Below are 14,267 nucleotides of genomic sequence, written 5' to 3'. Positions count from 1 at the left end.
CTGACTTCCTATCCGCTCATCCCCGCGAAAGCGGGGACCCAGTGCTTTGGGCGATCCGGTGACTCCAGGGACGCGCTTTCATTGACCCAGCGCACCCTGCGTCGCGAAAGACCTGGGTCTGCGCTTTCGCGGGGATGAGCGGTGTTGAGTACGGACCCTGGACCGGTTCGGCCAGCCAGTTCAGCCGGATGAACATCGGACCCAGACCGATATCGACCGGCTGGGGCTCGCCCTCCGCCGCGCCGGGGGCCAGCAACAGGTCGGCCGCCAACCGCGTCTCGCGGTCGAACACCGTGCCGTCGGCCAGTTCGATCCCGGCCTTGAAGTCATAATTCAAACGCAAGGCCAGCCGGCCGTCGGCGTCGGTGCGATAGTCGCCGGACACCCGACAGCCGCCCGGATCGACGCCGATGAACCGGCCGTCTCTGAAATGGGCGAGGATGGCGAGACCGTAGGCCTCGTCATCCTGCGGGTCCGATTCTCCGCCCGCCTGGGCGATGGCGTAGAATCCGGGTTTCATGAGCTTGGTCGTCCGGATGGGGTGGCGTGGACGGTAGGCCTAAGTCACTGCTTTCATCCAGCCAGACCACGTCATGGTCCGAACTCTCCATCCTGGCGCTGACCATGGCCATCGCGAGAAGCAGTGCCTGCGTTGAATCCACCCCGAAGGTGTAGCGCTTTTCCGCATCGAGGCCCGGCCAGTGGATCACCCAATCGCAACGCCAGTCGCCACGATCCCGGACCGGCACCATCCATTCGACAACGACGCGAAGCTCGGTCCCGAGAATGAAGAACTCACGGTCGCAGGCCAGATTGCTCACTGTCGCAGCATCTCCCGCGCCGTGATGACCCGCATGATCTCGTTGGTCCCCTCAAGAATCCGGTGCACCCGCAGATCGCGCACGATCCGCTCCAGCGGATAGTCCTTCAGATAGCCGTAGCCGCCGTGCAGTTGCAGGGCCTCGTCGGCGATCTGGAAACAGGCGTCCGTGGTCATCCGCTTGGCCATGGCGCACCATTTGGTCTTCTCGGGATGGTTGGTGTCGATGGCCCAGGCGCCGCGCAGCACCATCAGGCGGCAGGCCTCCAGCTGGGTCGCCATGTCGGCCAGCTTGAATTGGGTATTCTGAAAGTCAGACAAAGGCTTGCCGAACTGTTTTCGCGTGGTGACGTAGGCTTGCGTCGTCTCCAGCGCGAGGCGCGCCCCGCCTAGCGAACAGGCGGCGATGTTCAACCGGCCGCCGTCCAGACCCATCATGGCGTAGCGGAAGCCGTCGCCCTCCATGCCCAGCAGATTGGCTGCCGGCACCCGGCAGTCGTCGAAGGCGACGATGGCCGTCGGCTGGCTGTTCCAGCCCATCTTCTTTTCCTGGGCCCCGAAGCTCAGGCCCGGCGCATCCTTCTCGACCACAAAGGTCGAGATGCCCTTGGGCCCCTCCCCGCCGGTGCGGGCCATGACGACATAGACGTCCGATGTGCCGGCGCCGGAGATGAAGGCCTTGGAGCCGTTCAGCACCCAGTGGTCACCGTCGCGCTTCGCCGTGGTGCGCAGGCCCGCCGCATCCGAACCGGAGCCCGGCTCGGTCAGGCAGTAGCTGGCGATCAGCTCCATCGTCGTCAGCCGCGGCACATAGCGGGCGCGCAGGTCGTCCGAGCCGAATTTGTCGATCATCCACGCGGCCATGTTGTGGATCGAGATGAAGGCCGCCGTCGACACGTCCCCCCGCGACAGCTCCTCGAAGATCAGCGCCGCCTCGACCCGGCCCAGCGCCATGCCGCCATGCTCTTCGCCGGTATAGATGCCGCAGAAGCCCATCTCGGCCGCCTGTTTCATCACATCGACCGGGAAATGCTTGGACTCGTCCCATTCGGCGCTGTGCGGGGCCAGTTCGGCCTCGGCGAACTGGCGGGCGGCGTCCTGGATGGCGCGTTGATCGTCGTTGAGGGCGAAATCCATGGGGTGTTCCTTGAGTCCGAACGCGCTTCTAGCCAAGCCGCGCCCATCCGTCATCCCAGCCCTTCATCATCCTGTGGCACGAAGCGACGCAGGTCCTGCGACCGTTCTTGACGTGGTGGCATGCCATCCTGCCCGGTTCGACCCGTCACGCCTCACCCGAACCCGGAGCCACGATTTCAGACGATTCAGACGATTCAGACCCGGTTTTCTGTCCGCCGGAGTCTGAATCTGCCGACGACGTCAGACCGTTCAGACCCTTCAGACCCTGCTCCACCCCGTCACGCGGCGACAGGCCGTCACCTTCACCCCGGCCCGGAAGCCCGCTAGGACAGTTCCATGACCCAATCGTTCGCGCCCGCCGCCTATCCCTACGCCCGCCCCCGCCGCCTGCGGTCCAGCCCCTGGGTGCGCCGGCTGGTCGCCGAGACGGCCCTGACACCCGCCGACCTGGTCTGGCCGCTGATCGTCCACGATGGGGCCGAGGACCGCGTGCCGGTCGCCTCCATGCCGGGCGTCTTCCGCCTGTCGCCGAAGGCCGCCGCCGAGGCTGCGAAGGAGGCGCTTGCTCTGGGCATCCCCGCCGTCGCCCTGTTCCCCAATGTCGACGGGGCCATCAAGGACGCGATCGGCAGCGGCGCGACCGATCCGGACGGCCTGATCCCCGCCTGCATCCGGGCCATCAAGGACGCGGCACCGGGCATCGGCGTCATGACCGACGTCGCACTGGACTGCTACACCGACCATGGCCACGACGGCGTGGTCGAGAATGGCCGCATCCTCAACGACGCCAGCCTCGAACGTCTCGCCGAACAGGCCTTCATCCAGGCCCACGCCGGGGCCGACATCGTCGCGCCGTCCGACATGATGGACGGCCGCGTCCAGGCCATCCGCGAGGCGCTGGAAGCCAACGGCTTCCACGACACCCTGATCCTCGCCTATGCCGCCAAATACGCCTCGGCCTTCTACGGCCCGTACCGCGACGCGGTCGGCTCGGCCAAACAGCTGACCGGCGACAAGAAAACCTACCAGATGGACTATGCCAATTCCGACGAGGCCCTGCGCGAGGTCGCCCTCGACATCGCCGAGGGAGCCGACGCCGTCATGGTCAAGCCGGGAATGCTCTATCTGGATATAATCCAGCGGGTTAGCGAGACCTTCAAAGTCCCCACCTTCGCCTATCAGGTGTCCGGCGAATACGCGATGATGCGGGCCTCCATCGCCAACGGCTGGCTCGAGGAGGACCGCGCCATCCTCGAGACCCTGCACGCCTTCAAGCGCGCGGGCTGTGCCGGGGTGCTGAGCTATTTCGCCCCGCAGGCGGCGCGGTTGCTCGCCGGATGACCCTCGAGGACTTCCGGCGCGTCGCCCTTGGCCTGCCCGAGGCGCTCGAGGGCGCGCACATGGGGCGGGCGGACTTCCGCGTCGGAAACCGCATCTTCGCCAGCCTCCACCCCGACAGGGACGCGGGCATGGTGATCCTCAAGCCCGAGGAACAGGCCGTTCTGGTCGAGGCGGAGCCGGCGATGTTCTCCCCTTTTCCCGGCGGTTGGGGCAGGAGCGGCTCGACCCTGGTGCATTTGGCCGCCGTCGATGAAGCCACCCTGCGCGACGCCCTGGTCCGGGCGTGGCGTCACCGCGCGCCGCCGTCGGCAATCTCCGCCCTCTAGGGTTCCGACCGGGCCAGCAGCTCGATCAGGTCCTGTTTCCAGAACACGGCCCAGGTATGGGTCCCATGCCCCTTGCCGCCGACGCTGTTCGGGATAAGGCGATAGCGGCCCCGGGCAATGCGCGGCGCGAACTGTTCCGACAGGCCCAGCTCCGGCGGATTGATGAAGTCGTCCGCCGAATTGATCCACATGACCGGCGCCGTGATCCGCTCCAGCCTCGCCGAAGGGTCGTAATCCGAAGACGCGTTGACCTGGTACCAGAGGTCATTGGCATCCAGCGCCGGGATGCGCCGGTCCTGCTGCGTCCTGAGCCAGCCGTCCACCGCGTCCCGCGTGGCGAGATCCTGCTGCATCGGCATCGCCGCGCCGCCGGCCAGCAGCAGCATGTCCACCGCCGTGCGCAGTCCCTGTTGCGGCTGTTCGGCATAGTCGCCGCCGTTCCACGCCGGGTCGCTGCGGATCCCGTCCATCAGCATGGCGCGCCACAGCCGGTTGCGGCCCACGATCGCCGTCGGCTGGCAGGCCAGCTGCATCAGGGCATCGGCGAAGTCGGGATGGGTCTCGCCCCAGACGAAGCCGTGCATACAGCCCATCGACGTGCCCAGGATCAGCCGCAGGTGATCCACCCCCAGCCCCTCGGTCAGCAAGCGCCGCTGCGCCTCCACCATGTCGGCATAACCATAGGCGGGAAACCGCGCCCGCAGTCCGTCCGAGGGCTTGGACGAGCCGCCGTGGCCGAGGTTGTCGGGCATGATGATGTAGTAGCGGCGCGTGTCCAGCGGCTGGCCCGGCCCGAACAGCTCTCCCGCGAACTGGGGCGACAGGAACTGCGCGCCGGTGCCGCCCGTGCCGTGCAGCAGCAGGACGGCGTTCCCGACCCGCCCGTCCGCGCCCCGCCGCGGGGTCCCCAGCGTCCGGTAGTGGATGCGCAGCCCGTCCAGCCGCTGGCCCGTCGTCAGGGTCAGCCCGGCAGCCCTGAAGTCGCCTTCCGCCGGGGCGGGCTGGGCTACAGCGATCGAGGACAGGGCCAGGCCGAGGATACCGCACGCCGCGGCGATCAAACGGTTCATCACGAGCCTCCGGTTTCAAGGGCCATGCTTTCAAGCGACAGACGCGCCGACCAGCCGTCAAAGGCCACATCGACATTGGCGGGAACCGCCGCCTTCAGGACATTGTAGTCGAGGTCCAGATGCAGATTGGTCAGCACCGCCCTCTTGACGCCCGATCGCGCGATCCACTCCAGGGTCCGGTCGACGTGGGCGTGGGTGGGATGCGGAGTCCAGCGCAGGGCGTCCACGATCCACAGCTCGCAGCCGCGCACCGCCTCGATCGCCGCGTCATCCAGCTCGGACACATCGCTGGAATAGGCCACGGGTCCAAGGCGATAGCCGACCGAGCGGATCGGCCCATGTGCCTGGTCAAAGGTGACGACCGGGACCGGGCCGCCGGCACCGCTGACGGCCCACGGCACGCCGTGGGGCGGAATGGTCATCTCGTCCAGAATGGCCGGATACCCCTCTTCACTGCTGAAGATATAGGGAAACCGTCCGACCAGGGTCGTCCGTGTCGCCTGATCCATCCACGCCGGAATGCGTCGGCGCGTCCGCATCGCGAAGACCCGCAGATCATCGATCCCGTGCACCTGATCGGCGTGGTCATGGGTGTAGAGAACCGCATCGACATGGCGGACGTCCGCTGCCAGCATCTGCGCGCGCAGATCGGGCGAGGTGTCGATCAGCACGCTGCTGACGCCGTCCGGTCCATAACGGCGGATCAGGGCCGAGCAGCGGGTGCGGGCGTTTCTCGGTTCGGCGGGATCGCAGTCGCCCCAGTCGCCGTCGCCGCGCGGCACGCCGCCGGACGAGCCGCATCCCAGGATAACCACCTCAAGCTCGCCACCGTCGCTCATTTCGACGGCCCCGGAATCCGGTCGAACAGGGCGAAGAATGCGTCCGTGGTCCGCGCCTCGGCCTCGTCGCGCGACCAGCCCCGGATCTCGGCCAGCTTGTCCAGCACATGACCCACATAGGCCGGTTCGTTGCGCCGGCCCCGGTACGGTACGGGGGCCAGATACGGACAGTCGGTTTCGACGATGATCCGGTCCCCGGGCAGGCCGGCAATGATATCGCGCACCTCGGTCGCGGCCTTGAAGGTCGCGATCCCGGAAACCGAGAACCATGCCCCTAATTTTGTTGCTTTTTCAGCCAGTTCTGGTCCACTTGTATAGCAGTGCATCAGAAACCGGAAAGGGGCCCTCGCCTGCTCCTCCTCCAGAATGGCCGCCATCACATCGTCCGCCTCGCGTGTATGTACGACCAGCGGCAATCCCGTCAGCCGGGCCGCCTGGATATGCTGCCGGAACACCGCCGCCTGAACCTCACGCGGGCTCAGATCGTAGTGGAAATCCAGCCCGCATTCGCCGATCCCGACGACCCGGTCGCGCCCGGCCAGAGCCGCCAGCCGCCCGACAGTCAGGTCGGCATAGTCCTTGGCCTCATGCGGATGGACCCCGACCGTGCACCAGATGTCGTCATGGGCCATGGCCAGGCCGTGGGTGGCCTCGAACGTCGACAGCTTGTCGGAAATCTCGACCATCAGGCCCACGCCGGCCTCGCGGGCCCGGGCGATGACGGCGTCGCGGTCCTCATCGAACTGTGGCGCGTGCAGATTGACGTGGCTGTCGATCAGCATCAGCCGGCCGCCTTGGTGCGCTGCAGATCGGCCAAGGCTCCCGCCAGCACGTCGCCGCGATCCAGATTGATGGCGGCGGTCCGGTCGGGCAGTTCGGACAGCCGGCTCCACAGCTCGGCCCAGCGCGCGCCGGACCGGCCTTCCTCCAGCGCGCGCACCTTCACGGCGGCGATCAGCCGGTCCATCAGGGTCTCGAACCGCTCCTGGCCCTCGGCCCCGCGAAAGCGGTCCGCGACCGCCATGGCCTCGGCCCGGTCCACGGTCGGCGCTGCGACCCAGGCCTGGGCCAGCTGATCGGCTTCGAGGGTGGCCCCGGACGCCAGCGCCAGCGCCTGACCCGGGGACCCGCCCGCCATGCCGGCGATCCGCGCCGCCTCTCCGGACGACACGCCGGTCTGGTTTCGCACCAGCTCCTCAAGCGCATGCAGCGGCCAGACGGGAAAGGCCAGACGGCGGCAGCGAGAGCGAAGGGTCGACAGCAGCCGCCCCGGCGCATGGGTGACCAGGAACAGCACCCCGCGCTCCGGCGGTTCCTCAAGGACTTTCAGCAAGGCATTGGCTGCGTTGAGATTCAGGTCATCCGCCGCATCGATGATCGCGACCCGATACCGGGCCTGCGACGGGCTCTTGGAAAAGAATTCGGGCAGGTCCCGGGCCTGATCGACCGAGATCGACTTCTTCGTCTTGCCGCCCTCGACGGCGCGTTCCAGCACCAGCAGGTCCGGATGCGACTGGGCGGTCACCAGCCGGGCCACCGGGTCATCGGGTCGGGTTCCCAGCAGTCCACGCGACGGATCCGCCGCGGCTCCCAGCAGCCGACGCGCGGCGCGATAGGCGAAGGTTGCCTTGCCGGCCCCCTCGACCCCGCACAGCAGCCAGGCGTGGTGCAGCCGCCCCTTGTCGAGGGCGTCGACGAACGACGCCTCGGCCGCGGCGTCCGGGATCAGGTCGAAACGGTCGCGCGGGTGATCCGTCACAACAGGCGGGCCTCGATCGCGGCCCAGACGCGCGCCTCGACAGCCTCCTGATCGCCATCGGCATCGATGACGACGCAGCGCTCCGGATGGCGCGCAGCAATGTCCAGAAACCCGCGCCGCAGCCGTTCATGAAACGCCAGCCCCTTGGACTCAAAGCGGGTCTCGAACAGACCGCGGCCGAAGGCGCGCTCCAGCCCGATGCTGACGGGCAGGTCGAATATGAGGGTCAGGTCCGGCTGGGTCGCGCCGACGATGGCGGCATCCAGCGCCTCGATGAACGCTGCCGGGGTTCCGCCCCCGACCCCCTGATAGGCCCGGCTCGAATCAGCGAAGCGGTCACATACCACCCAGCGCCCGGCCTCGAGGGCGGGTCGTATGGTCCGCTCCAGATGGTCGCTGCGGGCGGCGAACATCAGCAGGGTCTCGGTCATCGGCGACCATCGGTTGGCGTCGCCGTTCAGGGCGATGTTGCGGATATCCTCCGCCCCCGGCGATCCGCCGGGCTCCCGCGTCTGCACGACCTCCAGTGCGCGGGCGCGCAGGCGCTCGACCAGCCGGGCGACCTGGGTCGACTTGCCGGTTCCCTCGCCGCCTTCGAATGTGATGAATCTGCCCTGGGTCACCGGCGCACAATGGCGGCGCCGGCCCGGTTCGCAAGCCTCAGCGCGCCGATATCAACAGGGCGTCGGCGTATCCGCGTGCGATCACGGCCTGGCGGGCCTGTTCTGCGGCATTGGGATCAGGCCATGGACCGACCAGAACCCGGAACAGGGCGCCGTCTCCGGCGGAGGTGACATCCACCCTGGCCCGGTCCCCCAGCCGGTCTGCGACGCGTCGCGCCGCGCGCCGGTCCGAAAAGGCCCCGGCCTCGATCCACCAGGCCTCGCCGCCAGAGGCCGCGTCTGGAGGCTGCGCCGCCGACCGGGTCGGCGTCGGAGCCGGAGCGGGATCTGGCCTGGCCTCGGCATACTGGAGCGTCGTCCCGCCGCCCGTCCGGGGTGCCCGGCCCAGATAGCGCACCCTCACCTGCCCGACGCCGGCCGACAGCAGACCCAGCGCCTCGGCTGACCCCCGCGACAGGTCGATGATGCGGCCGTCGACAAAGGGGCCACGGTCATTGACCCGCACCACAATCCGTCGCCCGTTGCCCAGGTTGGTGACCTCGACCAGTCCGGGCAGCGGCAGCGTCTTGTGGGCCGCGGTCAGGGCATGCATGTCGAACCGCTCGCCCGTCGCTGTCGGCCGACCGTTGAACTGCTCACCATACCAGGACGCCGTGCCCGTCTCGTCATAGTGCGGCTGCTCCTCCGGCCGATACCAGCGCCCGCGCACCTGATAGGGCCGCATCGTGCCGGAAACGATCGGTGCCGGGTCGGTCACCACCGGCAGACGTCCGACCCCCGGCCGGGCACCGCCGGCGCAGGCGGCCAGAAGCGAAAGCAGGGCAATCGCCAGCCCGCCCCGGATCCATTTCGTGGTGAGTGTTCCAGCCATGACCCGCCCCTGAAGGCATGAACTATGGTCGGGAGATATTTCTGCTTTGGTTAACGGCCCATTTGGCGCTATGCGGCCAGTCCCCCCGGCAGGCACCCACAGGTGCCCCACGGGATTCGATCCGCCTGTCGCAAGCGACATCGCGCGTCGGTAAGGAAGTGTGGCCGAGTGGTTTAAGGCACTGGTCTTGAAAACCAGCGACGGTGAGAGCCGTCCGTGGGTTCGAATCCCACCGCTTCCGCCAACCAATCGGGAGAGTCGATATTATACAGCCACTTAGATGACGACAACGGTATGGTACCTACTCTGGTCCCAACTCAAATGACCCCTGCTCCGCCTTCTTCTTCAGCTCTTCGATGGTGAGCTGCATGGACTGGATCTTGGTGTCGCGTTCTTGCACCTTCAGTGCGAGCGTCACCGCCGGTGTCGGGTTGAGCAGGGGTTCGTTCAGCCCGTCTCGTTGCCGCTCAAATCTGGGTCCCCGCCTTCGCGGGGAGGCACGGGGTTTTGAGTGCGAGCAATAAACGCTCAGCCATGCAGATTCGTTCGTCTAACCGATTGATCTATAATAATATAAAGCCTGAACCAGCGTCATCTCCCCGCCGCATCTGCGCCCCGTGCGACACTGCTCCCCGTCCCGTCGCACCGGGAGGCTCGCTCGGCCGGCGATCCGAAGCGGCGGCGGGAGCGGAAGGAAGCGGGCCGCGACTGGTCTCTTTGGAGAGCGGGACGCGGGCTGACGGGGCTGCAACGTCCAGTCGGCGAGGGGCGGTGACCGAATACCCGTCCGGACCAGCAGGCAGTCGTCGCTGCCGCTGCCCGCCGCGTGCAGAAGGGGAACTCGTCAACAGCGAGGCGTAGCCCCGCGCACGTGGAAGCGCCCTCCGCGCGGAGCGTCCTGTCTTCGTCGAAACGGTATTTCTCTACGCTTTTCCGGGCGAGGGCCCGGGCGCTCCGCCATGCCTCCCACGCCCCTCGCGCCCCCCGGACGCGAGGTCGCATCGCCACGCCCGACCGCCGGCGAAGACAGGTCGGTGCAGGACTGACGGCCTGTGCTCACGGAAGAAAGCGGCAGGCTCCCCGCGTCGGGTGCGCCCTGACGCAATCCGCCTGGAAACGTGTGGGGTCCGGCGCGACACCACTGTCGATCCAGGCTTCGAGGGCGGTCAGCGATGTCAGGTATCCGGCATCGGTCAGTTTGCTGTGCTGGTCCTCGTCGGTCGCGACTTGGACCAGAAGGCCAGAGCGGCCCACGGCGGCGACCGTCGCTGCATAGATCGCCTCGGCCTCATACGAAACCGTCGGATCGTGAAGCGCATGCATCGTCAGGGTCGGGGCCGGGATCTGCCCCGTCAGATCGGCATCGTGGGCCAGCATGGCCACGGCTTGCGGATCGGCCGAGAACCGTTCGACACCGGCATTCAGCGCGGCGTCATCGGACGAACCGGCATAGACAGTCCGGCTGTTGTCGAACGGGTTGCGTCCGCCAAGCCGGAGCTGAACCAGATCCTGGAACAGGAAGGTGGCCCAGGTCATGTGGGCGATCAGTTCGTCTTCCTGGAGGCCTGTGACCGCCAGGATTTCGCGCTTGCGCCGCCCCTGTGCCGCCGTGCGGTCGCGGGCGGACAGGCCGATGCCGGTGCAGTCCACGACCCGGCGGCGCAGTTCGGCCCGGGTCATCGTCGCCCCCGCAGGCAGGCCCTGCCACACCGGATAGGTCGGGTCCGTCGCGGCCGGATGATTGCCGCAGACATACTGATAGACGGCCCTCAAATCGGCCCGGAACTGATAGGCCCGTGTGCCTCCGCTCAGGACACCATTGGTCAGCAAGACACCATCATAGTTCAGCGTCCCGTCATCGGCCCGGCCGTAGAGTTCCGCAGCCTTGGCCGCGACATTGCCGCCCCAGGACTGGCCGTGAAGAAGGGTGCGCTCCGGTCGTCCATGGATCGACCAGAAGATCCGGCGGCTGTTGTCCGTGTCCTCGGCGGCCATGCGAACGCCATAGCCGCCGCGGCGGTAGGTTGAGCCGATCCAGGCATACCCCTGCCGCACCATGACCGAGAAGCGGTCGAGGTCCTCGAGCGGATCCGCCGGCTCCGGCGCGCCGGTGCGCGGCCCGCCGTGCGCATGAACGATCAGCCGGCGGTTCCAGTCCGCGGGCATGGCGATGACATACCAGGCCCCGTTCGCGTCCTGGCCGGACAGACAGCGCGTCGAGGGCCCCGTCGAGGCCGGACAGGCGATGCCGGCGGGTTCGGGAGCCTGGGCGCGAGCCGGGCTGACCGCAAGGACACCGGTCAACGTCAGGACGGCGAGTGCCAATCGTCTCATGCCGAACTTCCCATCAATGGACCGGCGCGCGGACCCCGCGCGCCGGTCTCCGTCCTAGAACGTCTTGGTGATGCTGGCGTGCCAGTAACGACCGTAGGGCCGATACAGCGATCCGAGATAGCCGGAAGACGTCAGCGGCGGCGCTTCATCGGTGATGTTGCGCAGCCCCACCCGGATGCGGGTGTCCGCCGCAGGCCCGGCACCTTCGTATTCGTACTGGAAATACAGGTTCGCGGTGGTCTGCGCCTCGACGACCCAGGGCGTCCCTGTCGTGCTGAGGAAGCCCGTCTCATTCACGGCGCTGGTGTACTGGACAAAGGCTCCGATCTGGACCGGTCCCTGGCTCCAGGTCAGGGTGCTGGACGCCTTCCACTCGGGGCGGCCGTTGCGCGCCAGCAGATCGCTGGTGATGGGCAAGGGTGTGGCCACATTGATCTGGCCGGCGGTCCGGGCCGCGGCCAGGGCCTCAACAGTCGGCCCGGCATCGCGGTTGAACTCGAGAAGCTGGGCCACATTCACCTGGGCGCTGAAATTGCCCCACGGCGTATCCCGCAGTCGCCAGAGCACCGCGAAATCGACCCCCTGCACGTCCTGCGGCAGCAGATTGACGAAACGATCACTGACGCTCCGGATCGCTCCAACCGGCGCAATGCCGGTTCCCGCGAAGAAGGTAACGTCGTCACTGTTAGGCGCGGCGCGGACCACGTTCGGATTGGACGAGCCGCTCAGTCGGGCGAGGTATTCCTGGACCACGGCCGTCTGCCCGCCGATCAGGCCGACGATATCTTCCTGCTGGATGCGCCAGCGGTCGACCGTGAAGGTGAAGTCGCCGAAGGACTCGGGCAGGAACCGGGGCTGGAAGACGAGGCCGACGGACTGGTTGGTGCTTTCCTCCGGCTTGAGGTCCGGATTGCCCGATACGAGCAGCGAATAGCTGACCGACTGGGCGCAGGCATTGAAGGTTGTGATCCGCCCGGCGCGCAGATCAGCCTCGCACCGCAGATAGTCGTTATTGGTCGCAAGCCGCGAATAGGTGGTGGCGTTCGTCTGCTCCAGGTTCGGGGCCCGGAACCCTTCCGAATAGGAGGCACGCAGGCGCAGACCATCAAAGAAGTCCAGAGCCAGGGCGATCTTGGGTTTCGCCACGTCGCCGAAATCGCTGTAGTGCTCGTACCGGCCGGCCACCTGGAACTCCAGGTTATGGACCAGCGGGATGCGCATCTCGGGCGATACCACCGGCACGGCGAATTCGAGATAGGCCGACGAAACGTCGCGTTTGCCCTCGGTGTCCGGGTTCGAGCTGACCGCCGACAGGTTCGAGACGCTGACCGCGCCATCGATCCGGTCCGTGAAGGTGTTGGTGCCGTCGAGGTCGGCATCACGGTCATCGCTCTGGGTCTCGTGACGGAACTCGACACCGAACGCCACGCCCAGCGGCCCGCCCGGCAGCTCCATCAGGTCCGGGCGGCTCATCTTGAAGTCGGCCATGGTCAGGGTGGTGCGGGACACGCGGGTCAGCTCGGTCGAAATCGCATCGATGGCGACCTGGGAGCTGGGTGTGCAGTCACCAAACGAGGTGTTGGCGACGCAGCCACCGTTAAACGGATTATAGGCGTCCGGGGTCGACAAGGCCAGGCTGGCCTGCAGCGCCGTCATGTTCACAGCGTTGGACGTGTCGGTCGCCTCGGCCTCGGAGTAGACGAGCGCCGACTCCCAGTCCCAGCCCCAGCGCTCGCCGCGAAGGCCGCCCAGGAAGCGCGACTGGTAGTTTTCGACGTCGACGATCTGGAAGCCGGCGTCATTGAAACGATAGTTGCCCAACCGCACGTTCAGACCACCGACCGGCACGCCGGTCAGGCCCGAAAGACGGTTCGGATTGGCCTGGCCGTTGGCAAAGGTCACCGGGCCGAACGGATTCCAGTAGTTGGAAGCCGGAATCCAGATGGCGTTCAGGCTGATGGTCGGCGGCTGAATGTTCTGCGTCGTGGCCTGGTAGAAACCGACCTCACCAAACGCCTCGACATCGGCGCTCAGTTCATAGCGGCCGGTCAGGAACAGGTTGAGGCGCTGGACTTCCGGCGCAACCGTTGTGCCCGTCTGGGTATCGTACCGGAGTTCACGCTGGATGCCGGTGGACGAGGCATTGCCGGTGGCGATGCAGATGTCAGGCCCGATCGCGGTGGCGCAACCGAAGCTGGTCGGCTGGGTATGGAAGAAGCCGGCCGAGGTCGTCAGGGCCGTACCGTTCCGACGGATGGTGGTCGTGGTCTGGGCCTGCAGGTTGGCCCAGGGTCCGCGGGTCGCCCGTGCATCCGGATCAAGACTGGTCTCGAAGCCCGGCTCATTGACGAACAGGCTGCGCAGGTTGGCCGAGGCCGTATAGTCTTGGTCTTCGGCCCGCAATGCGGTTCGGTCGGTATAGTCGACGAAGCCCGAGATGTTGCCGCGGTCGAAATTCTTGCCGGCGAAAATGTTGGTGCTCCATTCACGCAGGTGGGTGCTCTCCGCACCGCCGTACTGGGTGTGAATCCGAAGACCGTCGAAATTGTCGCGCAGCACGGTGTTGACCACGCCGGCTACGGCGTCGGCACCGTAGATGGCCGCGGCACCGTCCAGCAGCACCTCCACGCGACCGGTTCCGGACACCGGGATGGCATTGGAGTTGTAGCTCAGCACCGGCACGGTTCCGGTGTCCGATGTGCCCTGGCTGGTCGGATGGGTGACGATCCGTCGCCCGTTCAGGAGCACGAGTGTGTTGCCTACGCCGAGCGAGCGAAGGTTGACCGAATTGACGTCACCACGGGCCGCATTCGACGTCTGCGGATTGTTCGCCGCGCTGAACAGCACGTCGCCCATCTGCGGGATCGAGCGGAGCAGGTCGTCGCCGTTGACGGCCCCCGTCGCCAGGATCTGTTCCTCGGTGACGACCGTCACCGGCAAGGCGGCATTGACCTTGGCCCCACGAATTTGCGAGCCCACGACCACGACGTCATCGAGGTTGCTGGCCGCCTGGGCGGCCTCGGCCTGCGACTGCGCAGATGGCGCGGATTGCGCCCAAGCCCCGGGCGCTGCGGCGAGCAACGTCAGCATCGCCGCACTTCCGAGCAGCACGCTCTTCTGGTTGATCCTCATGGTATCTCCCTCCCC

General features: G+C 67.1%; 13 protein-coding genes and 1 tRNA gene. 3 read left to right on the top strand and 11 right to left on the bottom strand.

Annotated features, from left to right (window positions below):
• Positions 1 to 16: 16 nt before the first annotated feature.
• From ACP7AS_RS08105 to ACP7AS_RS08095, 3 genes are read right to left on the bottom strand one after another with little or no spacing between them, the layout of a single operon-like run.
• Positions 17 to 520, bottom strand: coding sequence for a hypothetical protein (locus tag ACP7AS_RS08105; protein WP_426028359.1), 504 nt, complete (start codon positions 518 to 520; stop codon positions 17 to 19).
• Positions 462 to 821, bottom strand: coding sequence for a DUF6968 family protein (locus ACP7AS_RS08100; RefSeq protein WP_426028358.1), 360 nt, complete (start codon positions 819 to 821; stop codon positions 462 to 464). Before ACP7AS_RS08100 ends, ACP7AS_RS08105 begins: the two co-directional genes overlap by 59 nt.
• Positions 818 to 1,957: an isobutyryl-CoA dehydrogenase gene (locus ACP7AS_RS08095; protein ID WP_426028357.1), complete on the bottom strand. Its 1,140-nt coding sequence runs from the start codon at positions 1,955 to 1,957 to the stop codon at positions 818 to 820. Before ACP7AS_RS08095 ends, ACP7AS_RS08100 begins: the two co-directional genes overlap by 4 nt.
• A 336-nt stretch (positions 1,958 to 2,293) precedes the next feature.
• On the opposite strand from ACP7AS_RS08095, the gene hemB reads away from it, so the two are divergent.
• Positions 2,294 to 3,298: a porphobilinogen synthase gene (hemB, locus tag ACP7AS_RS08090; protein WP_426028356.1), complete on the top strand. Its 1,005-nt coding sequence runs from the start codon at positions 2,294 to 2,296 to the stop codon at positions 3,296 to 3,298.
• Positions 3,295 to 3,624: an MmcQ/YjbR family DNA-binding protein gene (locus tag ACP7AS_RS08085; protein WP_426028355.1), complete on the top strand. Its 330-nt coding sequence runs from the start codon at positions 3,295 to 3,297 to the stop codon at positions 3,622 to 3,624. Before hemB ends, ACP7AS_RS08085 begins: the two co-directional genes overlap by 4 nt.
• On the opposite strand, the gene ACP7AS_RS08080 is transcribed toward ACP7AS_RS08085, so the two are convergent.
• Genes ACP7AS_RS08080 through ACP7AS_RS08055 form a run of 6 tightly spaced genes read right to left on the bottom strand, consistent with a single transcriptional unit; the run spans position 3,621 to position 8,786 of the window.
• Entirely contained in the window at positions 3,621 to 4,694 is a 1,074-nt protein-coding gene (locus ACP7AS_RS08080; RefSeq protein WP_426028354.1) for an alpha/beta fold hydrolase, read from the bottom strand. The genes ACP7AS_RS08085 and ACP7AS_RS08080 overlap by 4 nt on opposite strands.
• On the bottom strand, positions 4,694 to 5,533 hold the full coding sequence (locus ACP7AS_RS08075) for an MBL fold metallo-hydrolase (RefSeq protein ID WP_426028353.1): 840 nt from the start codon (positions 5,531 to 5,533) through the stop codon (positions 4,694 to 4,696). The genes ACP7AS_RS08080 and ACP7AS_RS08075 overlap by 1 nt, the downstream gene beginning before the upstream one ends.
• Entirely contained in the window at positions 5,530 to 6,315 is a 786-nt protein-coding gene (locus ACP7AS_RS08070) for a TatD family hydrolase (protein ID WP_426028352.1), read from the bottom strand. The genes ACP7AS_RS08075 and ACP7AS_RS08070 overlap by 4 nt, the downstream gene beginning before the upstream one ends.
• Positions 6,315 to 7,292, bottom strand: a complete 978-nt coding sequence (locus ACP7AS_RS08065) for a DNA polymerase III subunit delta' (RefSeq protein ID WP_426028351.1) — start codon at positions 7,290 to 7,292, stop codon at positions 6,315 to 6,317. Before ACP7AS_RS08065 ends, ACP7AS_RS08070 begins: the two co-directional genes overlap by 1 nt.
• Positions 7,289 to 7,915: a dTMP kinase gene (gene tmk / locus ACP7AS_RS08060; RefSeq protein WP_426028350.1), complete on the bottom strand. Its 627-nt coding sequence runs from the start codon at positions 7,913 to 7,915 to the stop codon at positions 7,289 to 7,291. The genes ACP7AS_RS08065 and tmk overlap by 4 nt, the downstream gene beginning before the upstream one ends.
• Before the next feature lie 37 nt (positions 7,916 to 7,952).
• The gene (locus tag ACP7AS_RS08055) at positions 7,953 to 8,786 is read right to left on the bottom strand and encodes a septal ring lytic transglycosylase RlpA family protein (protein ID WP_426028349.1); all 834 of its coding nucleotides are present in this window, start codon (positions 8,784 to 8,786) and stop codon (positions 7,953 to 7,955) included.
• 154 nt (positions 8,787 to 8,940) lie between these two features.
• Between ACP7AS_RS08055 and ACP7AS_RS08050 the strand changes: the two genes are divergently transcribed.
• A tRNA-Ser gene (locus ACP7AS_RS08050) sits at positions 8,941 to 9,030 on the top strand.
• Positions 9,031 to 9,842: 812 nt separating this feature from the next.
• Here the strand turns inward: ACP7AS_RS08050 and ACP7AS_RS08045 are convergent.
• Together ACP7AS_RS08045 and ACP7AS_RS08040 are read right to left on the bottom strand one after the other, a co-directional pair.
• Positions 9,843 to 11,120 carry a hypothetical protein gene (locus ACP7AS_RS08045; RefSeq protein WP_426028348.1) on the bottom strand — a complete coding sequence of 426 codons (1,278 nt, stop codon included), beginning with the start codon at positions 11,118 to 11,120 and terminating at the stop codon, positions 9,843 to 9,845.
• Positions 11,121 to 11,174: 54 nt separating this feature from the next.
• The gene (locus ACP7AS_RS08040) at positions 11,175 to 14,252 is read right to left on the bottom strand and encodes a TonB-dependent receptor domain-containing protein (RefSeq protein ID WP_426028347.1); all 3,078 of its coding nucleotides are present in this window, start codon (positions 14,250 to 14,252) and stop codon (positions 11,175 to 11,177) included.
• Positions 14,253 to 14,267 lie beyond the last annotated feature (15 nt).

Origin of the sequence: Brevundimonas sp. TWP2-3-4b2, from assembly GCF_049897345.1 — a bacterium.
Classification (GTDB): domain Bacteria; phylum Pseudomonadota; class Alphaproteobacteria; order Caulobacterales; family Caulobacteraceae; genus Brevundimonas.
The sequence above is the reverse complement of the archived record's forward strand: the minus strand, read 5'-3'. Positions and strand labels throughout refer to the sequence as shown.